This is a genomic window from Rhizobium sp. 05L419 (assembly GCF_056397845.1).
The window spans coordinates 70,616-86,484 of sequence record NZ_JBFTOF010000020.1; the positions used below are offsets into that span (position 1 = coordinate 70,616).

Here is a 15,869-nt window from a genome sequence, read left to right on the forward strand (position 1 = left end):
TTTCAGATTATATCCTGAGCGCACGATCCCTCGCATGATTGATGTGTGCGACAAGGCTGTTGACGGCGTCCTCCGCCGATCGTCGTTCGATCGCCTCAAGCACCTTCAGATGCTCGCCCATGACAGGGCCGACGCGACCATCGATACGAAAACGCTCCTGGCTGATCAGGCGCATTTTGATCGAGTTCACACGATAGGCGTTCGAGATAATGGTGTTTCCCAGCGCATCGATAAAGGCGTCGTGCATGCCCCAGTCAACGGCCTGGGCGCGCACTTCCAGTTCGTGAGACGCATCGCCGTTTCGAATGGCGTCCGCGATATCCCGATGCTGCTTCAGGAGCTTTGCAACTGTCTCGTCCGACGCGGAGCGGGTGAAAAGCGCCACAGCCTCCTTCTCCAGAAACACACGCAACTGGAATGCTTCCCGAATGAGGTTGAGATCGATGTGAGCGATCTGAAGGCCCCGCTGTGGCACGGTCTTGATCAGTCCTTCCGCTTCAAGCCTGGGGATGAGCTCGCGGATCGCACCGAGCGTCAGCCCAGTCAGTTCCACGAGACGGCGCTGCGAAACGAACTGGCCGGGGCGTACATCGCGCGCAAGAAGATGGCGCGTGAAGCTCTCATACGCTTTTTCCCGCAGTGTCGGCTGCTCGTCCGTTCCGTCCATGGCCTCCCCCAGAAACATGTCTGACCTAAGCCGCCTTCGAGCGGAAAAGGGAATCGAAAGCAAGAGCAAGCTGTTGCTGCCCTTCGACGGATATTGAAACCAGCGGCGGACGAACCGCAAGCCACATTCCATCCCCTGTCCGAAAAGCCACCATGGCTTTCACGGCAGCGGTCACCGGATATTTCAGCAGTTCAGCAACGAAATCCTCGATGCGGGAATCGTCCTTGCCCTCCTCCGCCATCAGCTTGACTTCGCCAGGTACGAAATTCGCCATGCCGGAGATCGCGCCTTGGCCGCCAAGGCGCACGCCTTTGGCCAGGTGACGTTCGTCGCCCACCAGGATGACGAGATCGCCATGCGCTTTCAGCAGCGTTTCCGTGAACGGCCAGTCGCCGGAGGAATCCTTGACACCTGTGACAATGTTGGGAAAGGCCGTCCGCAGCCGTCCGATCAGGGACACCGTCAGCGGAACCATGGTCACCGAGGGAATATTGTAGACGATGATGTCCCGCGCCTTTTCGCCCAGAATAGCGAACACAGCCGAAAACCACTGGAAGAGGCCGTCGTCACTGACATTCTTGAAGTAGGACGGTGGGGCAAGAAGGATATTGCGGGCTCCCTTCGAAAGAGCATGACCGGCCTGCATCGCCGCATCCTCGGCAGCGTCAACCAGTACACCGACCACGATGTTCTTTGCCGCTATCCCCGCGTCAAGAAAGGCAGCGAGCACACGTTGGCGTTCCTGGGTTCCGATGGAGGAGCCTTCGCCTGTGGTCCCGAAGAGCGTGACACTCAAGCATCCGGCAGCGAGGCTTCGTCGCGCCTGCGCGATCATCGCATCGGTCGCGATTTCGCCATTGCTGTCGAATGGCGTCGCGAGAGCGACGGAAAGCCCGAATTTCTGCGTCAACATCATTCCTCCCAGTTAACATGCTAGACGTATCAGGCTAACATGTTAGTTGTAAAGAGGTGATTGCAGCATGATCCAAAATTCACCGTAGGCGATCGCTCAACGCTTTCTGAGGCAACCTTGGCCATGGGAAGGCCAGCGGCAACATAAGTAGCGCGTCCGAGAGTTTCTAGGCATCATCGTCGTCGGCGTCGGCATTCAAAATATCCTTCACGCGCTGCGCCGCTGCCGCCACAGCGGCTTCCCAATGCAAAAACTCGTCATCGGTCAGCTCCGCGAACAAGCCGCGTTTCTTGTTTGAGATGTGTCCGTTCTGCAGGCACAGCTTGACGAACAAAGCTGCTTTGCGGTTGGGCATATCGATTATGTCGGTCAAAGCCGCGTAGCCGGCGTCGAAGAAACGAATGTAGTCGAGTTCGTCCCTGAGGTCTTTCTGCACCGTCTCGCCGATCTTTTGAAAGATGAACTCCACCGATGGGTGGCATCGAAATATCGGTAGAGGTAGGCGGTGTCGTTCGTGACGACGATGCTGTGGTCCGTGTCCCATCGCCAGTCCGTTCTTTCCAACACGGGACGCGAGAACGTTTCAAGCGGTGAATTCGCCCGTTGCCGTCTTCGAATGGGTGTATGTAGACGAAAGCGAAGGCGACGATCGTGGCCGCGGCCACCGGGTCCGACATGCCCTTGAGCCGCTCGGTCAACAATGACCAATCCGCCATCAACGGCTCGACGTCCTCGGGTTTCGGGCAGATAAAATGGACCTTTTCAAAACCTGGGCCGATCGTCTGCCCGACGACGTTCTGGAAATCGCGAAAGTCATTTGCGGCATACCTCGGATCGACGATCATATTCTGGAGCTCGACGCGTTAGCTCACTGGATCGAAGGCCCCGGTGTTCCTCAGCGCGGCAACGAAGCGTTCTGCTCTCAGCGCGGTGGGCTCTTCGCGCTCGATCTCAAAGGAGGATTTCGTCTCCTTGGTAAACAGGTATTGGACCGCTCTGGCGAAAAGTGCTGGATCGCAGTCGTTCACAATGTCTTGAGCCTGCCTGTTGATTTCCGACGCTCTTGCATCGGCTATCGGCCTCGTGGAACGTACGGTGGCGCTAGGCCCGGCGCGCCGAGCATGTTGTCGACGACCTTGTGGCATTGTGAGAATATTCCGGCCGCGAACTCGACGGCTGGCGTGGGGCAGTCCAATCCCAGATGCGTCCTCAGCCAATTCTGTCCGACTGGAAATGCGCTCATCGTTGAAGCTTACCTATTCAAAAACGCATTTGCTTGTTCAAATTCGGTTTAATTTACCCCTCCGTCGAAAAACACTATACGGCCAAGCGACGTGCGGTCATTGCCGCGCTCTGATGTCCGCTGTCAATAATTTGGGCACAGATAACCACCCGCTCGAACGATCGGCCGATTACGATGAACGCGTATTGGTGGAGGCGGAACTCTTGGACGTCGGTGATCAAGCTCTGATACGCGGGTTGGATACCGCATTCCCGATTTTGCGTCCGGGGCTGTTCCTGTCTTACTGCGGGGGCAACGGCGACGGAGCGACCTTCAGCTACCCACGCCTCGGCCATAAATAGCGGATCGGTTGGGTGTGATGCCCGTTGCCATTCCAGCGAATCCTCCGTCTAAACGCCGTTCAATCTCGCGAAGACCTTGGCGATATCCATCTCCCTGACGCTATCGCCGACGTACCAGCTCAAGGTGTCATAGAAGCCGAGGAAGGAACCCTTTGTCTTCGCGAGAAGCGCGGTGGCTTCTGCAACGGAGATCGAAAGCGTGGCGACCAAGAAGTCGACGAGAGCGGCCTCGGCCTTCGGATGGGCAAAAACCAGCGCCGCTGGAGAGTTGGGCAAAAGCACCGGGCGCACAGGGATTTCCGGCCGGCATGGCAGTGTAACAGCCAAGCGGATATCGCGTGAAGACGCCGCCGCTTCTATCACGAAAGCCTCCGCATCAAGCACCCATGCAGAGCGCGCAGGATCGAAGAATTGGAAGTCGCGCTCAACGAGAGCAAGCGTTACCGTCTTCGCCGCACCAGGCTCCAGATGCACTTTGGCGAAAGCTTTTAGTTCACGGATTGGGCGCTTCAGACCGGGTCTAAGCGGGCGCACGTATAGCTGAACGATTTCCTTGCCCGCGACGGGCCCTGTGTTGCGGATAGTAACGCTCGCGGTACAGGCGACGCCCGGCGCGATTTCCTGCGTGTCGATCACCAGATTCTCATAGGTGAAAGTCGTGTAACTGAGACCGTGCCCGAATGGAAACGCGGGAGCGATTGCCTTGAGATCGTAGAAGCGATAGCCGACGAAAATGCCCTCGCTGTACAGATGGCGCCCATGCTCGCCCGGATAGGTGTGCCAGCCGGGGATATCCTGCATCCGCACGGGCATGCTGGCCGAAAGCTTACCACAGGGGTTTTGCTCACCGAACAGAACGCGCGCAATCGCTTCGCCCCCGCCCTGCCCGGCGTAGAACCCGGCGAGTACCGCATCGACGTCGTCGAGCCAGGGCATTTCAACAGTATCCGGCATGGAGATCACGACGATGACCTTGCGACCGGCCGCAGCCAGCGCATGAATGAGAGCGTCGTGGCTGGCGGCCAGCTTCAGTGTGTCGCGGTCGTTGCCCTCGCCGTGCCGGCTCTTCTCATTTTCCACAAACACCACAGTGGCATCGGCCGTCGATGCCACCTCGACAATCGCAGTGATCGCCGATTGCATGTCCGTGCCGGCGACGCAGGCAAACGGCAGATGCTGCACCTTGAAGTCAGCGCCCGCCCGCGCAGCAATCTGAACGAAGGGACTGTCGACGCGATAGGGGTTGGTCGTTGCAGAACCGGAACCCTGGATCACGGGGATGACAGCGCCATCGCCAACGACGAGGAACCGGTCCAAGCTGCTCGGATCAAGCGGCAGCGTGCGGTCTTCGTTGCGCAGCAAGACGATCGATTCCGCTGCGATCTCCCGCGACAGGGCGTGGTGCTCTTCAAGATCGGCGGCCATCTCGCGCCGCTCATGCGTCTTGCACTTGCGCAGGAATGCCAGAACCTTTGCGCAGGCAGCGTCGACCACCTCGAGCGCCACGTCACCGGCCTCGATCGCGGCATGCAGGCGCGCCTTTCGCGGTTGGCTTTCTGGCATGTCGAGATCGGTCCCGGCAGCGAGCGCCGCACCACGGTCCTTGATCGCGTGCCAGTCGGACACGACAAGCCCGTCATAGGCCCATTCTTCGCGCAAGACCCTGGTGAGCAACCAGTGATTTTCGGCCGCCTGAATCCCGTTCAGCGGATTGTAGGCGCTCATCACGGTCCAGGGCGCGCTCTTTTCGATCGCCCGTTCGAAACCCGCCAGATAGATTTCGCGCAGAGCCCTTTCGTCGACATCGGAGCTGGTCGTCGTCCGCTCGATCTCGGAATTGTTGCAGGCGAAATGCTTCAGCGAGGCGCCGACGCCATTGTCCTGCAGACCCGAGATGACCGCCGCTGCAATGTCCCCGCTGATGACGGGATCTTCGGAATAATATTCGTAGGCGCGGCCGGCAAGCGGCGTGCGCCGGATATTGATACCCGGCCCGAGCAGGAGGTGGACGCCTAAATTTTGGCATTCCGCAGCCAGCGCCGCCCCCATGCGATACGCCAGATCGGCGTCCCAGGAACAGCCAAGCAGATTGCCGTTTGGAAAGCAGGTCGCCGGGTGGGTCGTGCCGAACATGCCGCCGGACGCATCGGCCTGTTGATCCACGAGTTCCAGAAACGCCCGCAGACTGTCTTCGTCGCTGTCACCGGCATTGATCTGCGAGATCGAATAGCGCACTCCGTAAGCGCCATCGGTCATTACAATGGAGGGAATGCCGAGCCTATCGATCGGTGCCGTCTTCCAGAGCCCCCGTCCACTCAAGAGGTCGACCTTTTCGACAACCGTCATCTGGCCGACCAGCGATTGGATTTCGTCTTCCGTTGGCTGGAACATGACTATTCTTTCGGTTTTAGGCTGCAGGCCCAAGCCTGATCAACAGATCTTTTGCAGGAGTTCCATCAGCATCATCCGCTCGGCAAGAGTAAGTGTGCTCAACGTTTCCTGCGAAATATTAAGCGCGATCGAAAGATTGCGCGTCACCGTCGCCTCGCCTTCGGCGGTCAGCGTCAGAACGAGACGCCGCGCGTCGGTCGCATCCGGTGCGGTGTGCACCAGCCCCCGCTTGACGAGGCGGTCGACGACGCCCTTGATGGTCGCCATATCCATTGCCGTCTCGCGGCCGAGATTGCCCTGCGAACAGGGCTGGAGATCCCTGAGCCTGACCAGCGCTGCCCATTGGGTGGTGGTGAGCTTCTCCGCCATCAGGCTTGCGAAAATGGCGACGTGTCGCTGGTTGGCCTGGCGGAGGTAGAAGCCGATCTGCTCGCCGAGAGTATATTCGGCCTGATGGCCATTTGCGCCAGCAACCGATGAAGGTGCTGCCTTCGGCACGCCGGCTTTATCTTTGAGCGGAATGTCCATCGGATCTCTCAATTTCGCGGTTCGTCTTCAACACCAGCAGCCGTGCCGCAAAGATCATGACTGCCATAGCTTCAGGATGGCTTCCGTCGAGAGAATTTCAATCTGCTCGCAAAGCCTTGGCGCCAAATCTTCCACAACCGCAGAATGCGCTTTCCTATCACTGCTTGCCAATGCGTCTTCTGCGAGAATGACGCGATAGCCTGCATCGACGGCATCAAAAACGCTTGCCTGAACGCAGACATCGGTTTCGACACCCGAAAAGATCAGCGTATCAACACCTGCCGCCTCCAATCGTTCAGCAAAACCAGGCGCGCCGAAAACCGAATAGGTTTCTTTGTCGACGACGGAGCCCGGCTGGGCGATTGCAGCAAGCGGAGCGACGAGATCAAGCATCGCCGCGTCCAGTTCATCCAGTGTTACGGCTGACCAGCGACGATAGTAGTTCTTCCACCGRCCATTGGCGCTTTCGGCGTTCTGCGGAACAATGAAGCGGGCAAAGACTGTGTCGGACGGCCGCGCTTGGCAGAGCGCCAGCACGTTTGGAAGGATCTCCGCAATCGCCGGCGTGTGCCACGCCGTTACCTCGGCAAAGAGACGTTGCATGTCGATGACGACATGCAACGTGTTGTTCGAAAACGGCGCGGCTACCATGGTCATTCAGCCACCGGAACCGTGTGTTCCGGGGACCAGCTCAAGGTGATGGTATCACCATCGCTCAAGACCTTGCCGTCGCGGTTCTGCGCGAACAACTTGAGCGGCAGACCGTCCGGGGTCTCCAAGAGGTAGGACAGCACTGGGCCGGCATAGATAACGGTGGTGATGCGGGCCGTCAGGCTGTTGCCGTCTGCCGGACCTGATATAATTGACATTTTCTCCGGGCGGACGGCAAGCGTGACCTTAGAGCCATTGGCGGGCAGCGTGCCCGTGGTCTTGACCACAGTGCCGTCGCTCAGGCGAACTGCGCCGATGTCGACCGTGCCGGTCAGGAAGTTTGAATCGCCGAGGAATTCGGCGGCAAAGCGCGTCAGCGGCCGCTCATAGACCGTTTCCGGTTCGCCGATCTGGATGATGCGGCCCTTGTCGAGGATCGCGACCTTGTCGGACAGCGTGAGCGCCTCTTCCTGGTCGTGCGTCACGAAAATCGTCGTCAGACCGCTTTCGCGCTGGATGCGCAGCAGTTCGACCTGCATTTCCTGCCGGAGACGGCGATCAAGCGCCGACAGCGGCTCGTCGAGGAGCAGCACGCTCGGCTTGATGACGATGGCCCGCGCCAGCGCCACGCGCTGCTGCTGGCCACCGGAAAGCTGCTTGGGCGTGCGGTCGCCGAAGCCGGGAAGACGCACCATTTCGAGCGCGCGGTCGACTTCCTTGCGAGCGGCCGCACCCTTGATGCCGCGGCGCTCCAGACCGAAGGCGACGTTCTGGGCGATCGTCATGTGCGGAAATAGCGCGTAGGACTGGAACATCATGCCGATGTTGCGGCCCCATACCGGAATGTGGGTCACATCGTTGTTGGCGATGGTGACGACGCCCTGATCCGGCTTGATGAAGCCCGCGATGATGCGCAGAAGCGTGGTCTTGCCGGAACCAGACGGTCCGAGAAGGCTGGTGAAGGAGCCTTCCGGAAACTCGGTGGTGATGTCGGCGAGGACGGGCGTGGTGCCATAGGTCTTGGCGACGGAATTGACTTTAACGTTTGTCACGGGTGTCTCCGGGCTTGGCGAAGCGCGCAAAAATCAGGATGATCGTCATCGAGCCGAGTAGAAGCACGGTCGAGATCGCATTGATTTCAGGGGTAAAGCCCTTGCGGATCGAGGAGTAGATCTGCACCGGCAGGGTGGTGTAGCCGGGCGTTGCGAGAAAGTAGGAAATCACGAACTGGTCGAGCGATACTGCGAAGGCGAACAACGCAGCGCCCAGAATACTCGGATAGAGCAGCGGCAGCGTGACCGAGAAGAAGGCGTGAACCGGCGTTGAACCAAGGCTCATAGCTGCTTCTTCCAAATCGGCGCGAATGGTCCTGAAACCGGTACCGACCACCAGAACCACATAGGGAATGGCAAGTGCTACGTGGCCGATCAGCAAGGCGTGCATGCCGCGCCCGATGCCGCTCCAGTAGAAAAAGATCAGCATTGCCGTGCCGGTGATCAGCCAGGGGATGGCAATCGGCGGCAGCAGCATCAGTTGCAGGAGGCTCTTGCCGCGAAATGTTCGGCGCGACAGCGCCACCGATGCCATGGTGCCGAGTCCTGTCGCCAGCACGGCCGTGATCGTGGCAATGATTATGCTGTTCAGACCCGCCGTCAGAAGCACGGTGTTGCTCCACAGCGCCTGATACCATTGCAGCGAGAAGCTGAACGGCAGTTGGTAGAGCGGCGATGCGTTGAACCCCATTGCCGCCATCACGAGAATGGGCGTGTAGAGGAAGATCAGGATCGCGATGAGATAAATACGTCCAAGCGGTTTCATGATCCCCTCCTCAACTTGCCGTGCCACGACGCAGAACGCCGGAGAAGGTTGCGAAAATAGCGAGCACGACGGCCAGCAGCGTAAAGGAAAGCGATGCGCCCAGCGGCCAGTTGAAAGCCTGCGTGAACTGGTCTTCGATCACCGTTCCGATGGTCACGCCGACGCGGCCACCGAGAATGCGCGGTTCCATGAAGGAGCCGATCACCGGAATGAAGATCAGGACGGATCCGGAGATCAGGCCGGGGGCCGCAAGCGGCACCAAAATCTTGAACAGAATGGTCCACCAGCGCGCGCCGAGACTGGCTGCAGCCTCTATGATCGCATCGTCGATAGCTACCAGCGCGATGTAACAGGTCAAGATCATGTAAGGCAGATAGCCGTGAACAAGACCGACCACGATTGCATAGCGCGTATAGAGGAAGCCTATGGATCCGGCCCCGGGCGCAATCATGTGAAGCAGGTTATCGAGGAAGCCATTTTCCCGGAGCACCATCGTCCATGAGAAGACACGCACCAGACCATTGGTCCAGAAAGGCAGAAGAATAAGGATCAGCAGCATTTCACGCGTCTTGCCGAAGGTCGAGCGAACCAGCGCCACAGCGGCCAGAAATCCGAGAATCGCACAGAACAGCGTCGTCCAGAAGCCGATCAACAGCGATGTGATGCCGATGCCGACCAGATAGGGCTGATCAATGAAGGCCCGGTACTGCTTCAACGTGAAGACGATAGGAGCTTTGCCCATCGGTGTCGCCGACATGAAGCTGAACACGAACATGGTCAGCAGCGGCAGGAAGACAGCAAGCGTCAACCAAGCATAAGTTGGCAGCAGCAAGGCTGTCGTCGAAACCCATGACGGGAGCGCGCGCCGACTGCGCGGACCCGAAGGTCCGCGCTCTGACGCTGATGTCAGTTGATCATTCTGCATAGAAGGCTTTCACTTCCTGCCATACGTTGTTGAAGGCTTCTCGGCGGTCGTCCGGCAGAGCCGACATGATGCCCATCGTCTTCAGGTATTCAGGCTTGTGCACCTGACGGCTCAGATCGTCAGCCGGCAGGGCGGAAAGTGCAGCCGAGTTCGACGAAGCCGGCGCCCCGACCTTGGTTGCCCATTCAACGTAGAAAGCCGGATCGATCATCCAGTTGGCGAAAGCGAGCGCGCCTTCTGAGTTCGGAGCCGATGCCGGGATTCCGAGACCGTCGACCCAACCGATGCCACCTTCCTTGGGAACGACGAACTGAACCGGAAGCTTCGAGTTGCGCTTCGAGCGCACCGAACCGCCCGACCAGAAGAGCGACAGGTCGAATTCTTTGGCGGCAAACGACTTGTTCCACTGATCTTCCGTTGACCACAACAGCTTGACGTTGGGCTTGATCGACTTCAGTGCTGCTGTAACAGCGGCCAGATCCTTCGGATCGTTGATGTCCTGTCCGCTCATCAGCGCACCGACGCCGACGTTTATGATGGCATCGTCGTCCATGGCAACGCGGCCCTTATAGGCAGGGTCGGCCAGAACGGCGTAGCTGTCGGGAACCGGCATGCCTTCGCGGATGGCGAGCGAGGTCATGCCCCAGACCCACGGAACTGCGAAGCCCTTGCCGTCCTTGCTGAAGTTCGGGTTGGAGCGCAGCTCCTCATCGACCGTCGCTGCGTTCGGAACCTTGCTGAAATCGATCGGCTGCAGCAAATCTTCGGCAACGGCCTGGGCGCAACGTGCCGCGTTGAGAACGACGAGATCGTAAGCGCCCGGATTGGTGCGCAGTTTAGTCAGCATCTCCGATTCCGAGCTATAGTAGTCGTGAACGACTGCAATGCCGGTCTTTTCGGTGAAAGCCTTGACGGACCATGCTTCGTCCGTGCCGTAGCCTTGCCAGTTCAATACCGTGATGGTGCCAGCCGAAAAGGCCTTGCGCGGCAGGCTGGAGAAACTGACGCCAGCGACAAGCGCTGCGGACATCAACTTCATCGTATTGCGTCTGGTGAGTTCAGTCATTGTGGCACCCCTCTTGAACATACACAGTTATAGACGATCGTGACCGCGGTCAGCGACCTCAACGGATCGGCTAAGCCGAAAACAGGCAACGTGCCAAGGGCACATCTAATTGTTTGTATGCAAACTATAATCAGAGGAAATCGAATATTCGAGCACGCATTTTCCGGGCAAGTAAAAACCTGCGCCGCACAACAGCGGAACATGGTTTCATAGGCGGATAATAGCGCATGACGCCGATAGAAGGCCAACTTCAATCATTCGATTGTCGCCGACCTCAGTTCAAACCCTCTGATTTTAGTATCAGTCTTTTTCATTTTTTATTTGTATACAAACTATTGACGAGGAATTGACATGTGTCAAGCGCTACCTTGTGTGAGGAGCGGCTCGCGTGGGGAAAAATAGACGTCGAGTTGGCGGTCACGCGCGCTTTCGGCAATCATGAGGCGTATACCTTGCCGTGATGCAACAAAGCCGACATTCTCCCCATCCAGACGGGCAGCAACGACACTTCGAATGTCCAGGTCAGGCAGCTCGATATAGCCATCTTCGGCGGTTGGCGCGACGGTGCAGGCAATCCGCCCTTCTGCGATGATGATGCGCGAGAGCGTGGTCCGCAGGTCGGTCCTGAGCGCGGTGCGGCGGTTCAGCGTCAAGGCAAGAATGCCTGCTTCGACGGCCAGATGCAGCGTTCCTGACGGCGACACCATCGGCCCGAGAGCGATATCCTGCCCAGTGTTGCGCACGGTCCAGCCCGTCCAGGGATCGAACTCGACGATCTCGCCGGCGGCCATCAGAGGCAGCATCGCTGCCCAGATGTAGAACGGGTCGGTATCGCCCTGGTCCATCGCCTCGCCCGTCACCGCATTGTAGTTTTCAGAGGCAATGCGATCCTCGCGCCAGGACTTCATGAAGAGGTCGTAGCTCTGGCTGGCAAGTTTGCTCGCTTCCGCAACGAAGCCATAGCGGCGCAGGCCGAGCCAGACCATGTAGTTGACATTCGGCCAAATGCGTCCGCGCCAGTAGACATTGTCGGCGAACGCAGGATCGTCGCGCGTTGCATTCGGAAGAACGTAGTCGCCGCCGAACGTGCTTTCATCGCTCAGGTGCTCGAGCAGGCGGGCGGCCTGCACTGGCGTGGCCGCGCCGCATAGCAGCGGGTAGAAGCTGGTCGGCGATAGCGACCGCACGAAACCACCGCGACGCTGGCGATTGGCGAATATGCCACGGCTTTCGTCCCACAGTGTTTGCGAAATCAGCATGCGGCTGCGCTCGGCAAGGGCGGCGAATTCGCGTGCATCTTCGGGCTTGCCGAGCACCGCGGCCATTTTCGACAGCATCTCGGCGTCGAGAGCCGCTGCACAGTTGAGGCCAAGGTCGAAGGTCGACAGCGTGCGGGTGACGGGATCGTAGACCGCCTCGTCATGGGTCGCGGAATTGTCCATGCCGGTTTCGTTGCGCGCGGCAAAGGCAGTCCCCTTGTACAGGCCCTCGCCAACATCCGACGTACCGCAAGAGAGCAGCCCTAATCCATCCGGATCGCGGTTCTCCTGCCACCAGCGCCGATTGCGAACCAGCACATCATAGCTTGCCTGGATCATTGAGCGTTCGCCGGTGCGCTGGTACAACTGCCAGACCACCAAAGCGCCGAACGGAAGCTGCGTACGATCGACCCATGCGTCGTTGGAGGTGACGATGCAGGCGATATTTCCCTGCGGCGTCGCACCCGCCACCGCAGTGGCCATATTCTCGCGCGCCAGATCCGCGTCGAAGACGCCGGCCAATAGAGCAGCGAAAATCTGATCATTGTACCAGACCGCGAACTTCCCGAGGTTCCAGATCCGCGTCACTGCCGTATAGGGGCGCGCATTGGTTTCGTCCCAGATCGTGTTCCAGGCGACCACATCGCGGATGGCGTCGAGCGCGCCTTCGAACAGGCCTGCCTGGACATCGGCGATTTCGGCGGGGGCACCGGCAGCGAGGCAGGCCTGCGCCTTCGAAATGGCAAGCTCGGCGCTATCGGCAACGCCTGCGGCATAGGCGCCCTTGCGCATCATTTCGAGATTGAAGCGCAAGGCGATGACAGGTGCCTCGTTCTTGCGGGTGGCGGTGTAGAAGTAGCCGTTCTCCTCGAAATCCGCGCGCAATGCGTCGATCGTCTCGTGGCCGGTGACATGGACCGGCGCTTCGGAGGTCGCGACCGCCACGAACCGGGTGCCAATCTTCAAGAGAGTGACGTTTCGCCCTGCATCATGGACGGCTACCTCACTGCCATCGGACGAGATCGCCAGCGTCACCCAGAAGCGCAGTCCCCATTCGGCCGAAACCTTGCCTTCCCAGCTGCCGCGAACGGCGAAGGGATCGGTCTTCGTGGTCGAAAAGGCCACGGTCGTGCCGCTGTGATCGGTCTCCAGCTCGATCAGCGAACCGTCGATCGTGTGGCGCCCCAGCCGGACCGAGTCGCGGCGCGGTTCGATCGCAGACGTCGACTTGCTGCGGGTCGAGTACAGAATCGGCGTGATCCGCACGCCGAGGGGCAGGAAAACCAATTCGGCCGGCCGGTTGGACCAGCTGTTCCAGGCGCGCATCAGGGGGATCGTCGAATGTTGTGGCATGGCTAGGTCGTTTCCGGTCAGTTTGTCTGCGGGATGAGTTTCGGTGCTGCGGTCAATCCGCTCTTGTCGAGGCTGTCGCCGAGATAGGGTGTGTTGCTGTAATAGCGATTTGCGGCCGTGTTGGCGACGCGCAGTTCCAGCGAATGAACACCGGAGACCAACCGACCCAAGGCAAAACGATAGGGCCGCCAGCCGCGGCGATCGATCTGCCTGCCGTCCAGCCGCGCGGCGACCACGGTATTGACCTCAGGCAATTCTAGGACCCAATCGGCCTCATCGCCTATTTCCAGCGTCAGCCGATAGATGCCGGTACCAGAGAAATCGGCAAAGCCCTGCATTTCCCAACCTGATAGCACCGAAATCGGCACGAACTCTAAACCGGTGCCCGGCGCAAAGCTCCAACCGTCGACAAGCGATATCGCACGTCCAGCATCAAGAACCGGCTGATCCGAGAGTTGACCTTGGATCGTTGCCTTCTGCGACACTTGCCGCAGCCGAATGCAACGCACTTCCTGTGGTGCGAGCGCGACCGCCAGACGACCGAAGGCGGATGCCTCATTCACCTCGCCTGTCGTCGCGGCCCAAACCTCACACTCGAAACCGTCTCCGAAGGAGATCTCGCTGACGAGCTCCGTTGAGCCATCATTGAACAGCACGACCCGCCACCAGCCGTCAGGCTCGTATCCGACCCATTGCCATGGCTTGCTCACAGAGCGGCATACCAAGTCGGGACCGGACGACGGAAGCGACTGCAACAGAGCGATCACATCGCTGTCGCCGGGCATCCCTTCGACATGCACTGAAACCTCGACGGCATCCCGCATTGCGCTATCGCAGACCGTGGACAAGTGATCGCCCGAGGACCAGATGACACCGCCCGCAGCCTTGAAAGCACCAAGGATTTGCAACGTCGCCTTGGTCTCCAGTACGGTGACAGATGGCAGGACGACCGCATCGAAAACCAGGCCCGATGCCAGGAGACGGCCACTCTCTATCGTTGCAGTCGCAAGATCAGCCTCACTCACCAACATGAAGTCGCGTCCCTGCGTCAGAAGCTTTTCGCACCATGCGCCGATGTGGGTGGCGTGGGCGTGGCGCGGGCCTTCTGCGAACGCAGTCTGAAGCGGATAGAGGATTGCAACGGGGGTACGGGGTTTGGCCGGCTCGATGAAGGCGGAGATGCGTGCGGTCTCCTGCGCGAACAGATCGTGATAACTCCACCACGGCTCGAAATTGATGCCCGGCCCGAAATCAAAGCGCGGATTGGCAAAGGGCGTCGGATCGTCGTCATGACCGTCGGTCTGGTAGACGCCGTGCCAGAGAAACTGCCGGGTGCCGAGGCAATGGAGCCGGATCGCTTGCGCGCGCATTGTCTCCAGCGTCAGCTCCCATTGCCCGGCAGCGCGCACGGGCGTTCGCTCGGCGCTGGCATAGGTCTCCACGACGCAGCGGCTGCGGCCATTCGAGCGGGCAACGGAATCGCCTAGCTTCGGCGCAAGCTGGGCAACGAAATTGTTGGAATCGACCGCCGTCTCATGCCGGAAAGCGTCGATGCCGAAGAAATCCACGGCGAGCGCAACCCTGGGGTCTATGCTGGTGAAACCGCCGTTCAAAGACCACGCGCTGATATGCGGTAGGATCTCGTGTCCGGTCAGCGCGATGCCCTTGCCCTCGGCCCATCGACGCAGCGTGCCCGAGAAGGCATCGTTCATCAGGGCTGAATAGGCGGCATAGAATTGCGCGCGCAGCCGCAAGGTTTCAGGCCCGACATCGCGCAGCAGCGCCAGCAGCGCCTTGGCGAACGGCTGRCCCGTGCTGTGCAAAACGGCATCCGGCAGCGTCGAAGCAAACAGCAGACTGTTGCCGAGACTGCCCGAAATCTGATCCCACTTGTAAAATCCGGCCGCCGGCTGGTCATAGAACACGAAGCCGACGGGATCAGGCACGAGATCACCAAGCGCTTCGACGAGCGGATCAAGCCCGACGTCGATGAACCGCTCCGCGGCCTGCGGCAGGAGGTAGTTGATCAGCCGGGATGTCGTGGAGCGCGCGCTGATGAAGACCGTCAACGTCTGGCCGTCTTTAATCTCGCCGTCGAATGCGTAGGTGCAGGAAACACCGTCGCTTCTAACGACCGATGTCTGTGCGATCACATCGACAATCTCCTCCAGACCGCCAACCTCACCGGAGGAATGCAGCACGGCGGACGCCACCACCCATTCGCACCACTCGACCCGACCGCCTTCATATTGCCACTCGAAGATGTCCGGCCCCATCTTCTGCGTGAAAGGCGGATGGATGCCGCTGATCTGTTCCTCAGCCTGCTCGGACGACGCCCAGAACAGGTGGCGTTCGCGCACGGCGTCGCAGCCCGCAACCGTGCGCCCGCCGGCGTGACCGCTGATCCAGTTGTAGTCGTCATAAATGCCGAGCTTCAGGCCAAGCTTACCGGCGATTTCGGCCGCAACGCGATAGGCATTGAGGTAATCAGGCGACAGATATTCATCCCGCGACATCGCAAGACGCGCCTGGATGAGGATGGTGCCGATCCCCTTCAGTTTGAAATCGCCGAGCTGTGCGTGGCAGACCTCCTCCGTTGGAATCGAATGCCAGAACCAGTAGGCCGATGGCCGAAAGGCGGCTGTCGGGTCTTCGAACAAACGCCGATGGTCGATATCCTTGCCGGTTCGGATCTGGTCCAACTCGCTTGCTCC

The 15,869-nt window shown here is 59.6% G+C and carries 13 protein-coding genes and 1 pseudogene; 1 reads left to right on the plus strand and 13 read right to left on the minus strand.

What is annotated here, in order from left to right:
• Nucleotides 1-7 precede the first annotated feature (7 nt).
• The 4 genes and pseudogenes from AC1DMK_RS22235 to AC1DMK_RS22250 all read right to left on the minus strand — a co-directional run.
• A complete protein-coding gene (locus AC1DMK_RS22235; protein WP_477862062.1) occupies nt 8-685 on the minus strand; it encodes a GntR family transcriptional regulator in 678 nt (225 codons plus the stop codon).
• 7 nt (nt 686-692) lie between these two features.
• Complete coding sequence (locus AC1DMK_RS22240; RefSeq protein WP_477862131.1) at nt 693-1,577, minus strand: dihydrodipicolinate synthase family protein; 885 nt, start codon at nt 1,575-1,577, stop codon at nt 693-695.
• A gap of 169 nt (nt 1,578-1,746) precedes the next feature.
• Nucleotides 1,747-2,049 (minus strand): hypothetical protein, encoded by a 303-nt coding sequence (locus AC1DMK_RS22245; RefSeq protein WP_477862136.1) that lies wholly within the window; start codon nt 2,047-2,049, stop codon nt 1,747-1,749.
• Nucleotides 2,050-2,224: 175 nt separating this feature from the next.
• Nucleotides 2,225-2,425, minus strand: a pseudogene (locus AC1DMK_RS22250) (Fic family protein); the annotation flags it as partial.
• On the opposite strand from AC1DMK_RS22250, the gene AC1DMK_RS22255 reads away from it, so the two are divergent.
• Nucleotides 2,333-2,875: a hypothetical protein gene (locus AC1DMK_RS22255; protein ID WP_477862138.1), complete on the plus strand. Its 543-nt coding sequence runs from the start codon at nt 2,333-2,335 to the stop codon at nt 2,873-2,875. The pseudogene AC1DMK_RS22250 and the gene AC1DMK_RS22255 overlap by 93 nt on opposite strands.
• 337 nt (nt 2,876-3,212) lie before the next feature.
• Here the strand turns inward: AC1DMK_RS22255 and AC1DMK_RS22260 are convergent, their stop codons facing one another.
• The 9 genes from AC1DMK_RS22260 to AC1DMK_RS22300 form a co-directional block, all read right to left on the minus strand.
• Entirely contained in the window at nt 3,213-5,555 is a 2,343-nt protein-coding gene (locus AC1DMK_RS22260) for a beta-glucosidase (RefSeq protein WP_477862064.1), read from the minus strand.
• Between the two features lie 39 nt (nt 5,556-5,594).
• Nucleotides 5,595-6,083 (minus strand): MarR family winged helix-turn-helix transcriptional regulator, encoded by a 489-nt coding sequence (locus AC1DMK_RS22265; protein WP_477862066.1) that lies wholly within the window; start codon nt 6,081-6,083, stop codon nt 5,595-5,597.
• Nucleotides 6,084-6,137: 54 nt separating this feature from the next.
• Complete coding sequence (locus AC1DMK_RS22270) at nt 6,138-6,734, minus strand: cysteine hydrolase family protein (RefSeq protein ID WP_477862133.1); 597 nt, start codon at nt 6,732-6,734, stop codon at nt 6,138-6,140.
• Between the two features lie 2 nt (nt 6,735-6,736).
• Nucleotides 6,737-7,786: an ABC transporter ATP-binding protein gene (locus tag AC1DMK_RS22275; protein ID WP_477862068.1), complete on the minus strand. Its 1,050-nt coding sequence runs from the start codon at nt 7,784-7,786 to the stop codon at nt 6,737-6,739.
• Nucleotides 7,773-8,552 carry an ABC transporter permease gene (locus tag AC1DMK_RS22280; protein ID WP_477862070.1) on the minus strand — a complete coding sequence of 260 codons (780 nt, stop codon included), beginning with the start codon at nt 8,550-8,552 and terminating at the stop codon, nt 7,773-7,775. Before AC1DMK_RS22280 ends, AC1DMK_RS22275 begins: the two co-directional genes overlap by 14 nt.
• Nucleotides 8,553-8,562: 10 nt before the next feature.
• Nucleotides 8,563-9,477: an ABC transporter permease gene (locus AC1DMK_RS22285; protein ID WP_477862072.1), complete on the minus strand. Its 915-nt coding sequence runs from the start codon at nt 9,475-9,477 to the stop codon at nt 8,563-8,565.
• Nucleotides 9,467-10,543 (minus strand): extracellular solute-binding protein, encoded by a 1,077-nt coding sequence (locus AC1DMK_RS22290; RefSeq protein ID WP_037060468.1) that lies wholly within the window; start codon nt 10,541-10,543, stop codon nt 9,467-9,469. Before AC1DMK_RS22290 ends, AC1DMK_RS22285 begins: the two co-directional genes overlap by 11 nt.
• Nucleotides 10,544-10,899: 356 nt before the next feature.
• The gene (locus AC1DMK_RS22295) at nt 10,900-13,155 is read right to left on the minus strand and encodes an MGH1-like glycoside hydrolase domain-containing protein (protein ID WP_477862074.1); all 2,256 of its coding nucleotides are present in this window, start codon (nt 13,153-13,155) and stop codon (nt 10,900-10,902) included.
• A 17-nt stretch (nt 13,156-13,172) separates the two neighbouring features.
• Nucleotides 13,173-15,857, minus strand: coding sequence for a carbohydrate-binding protein (locus tag AC1DMK_RS22300; protein WP_477862076.1), 2,685 nt, complete (start codon nt 15,855-15,857; stop codon nt 13,173-13,175).
• Nucleotides 15,858-15,869: the final 12 nt, after the last annotated feature.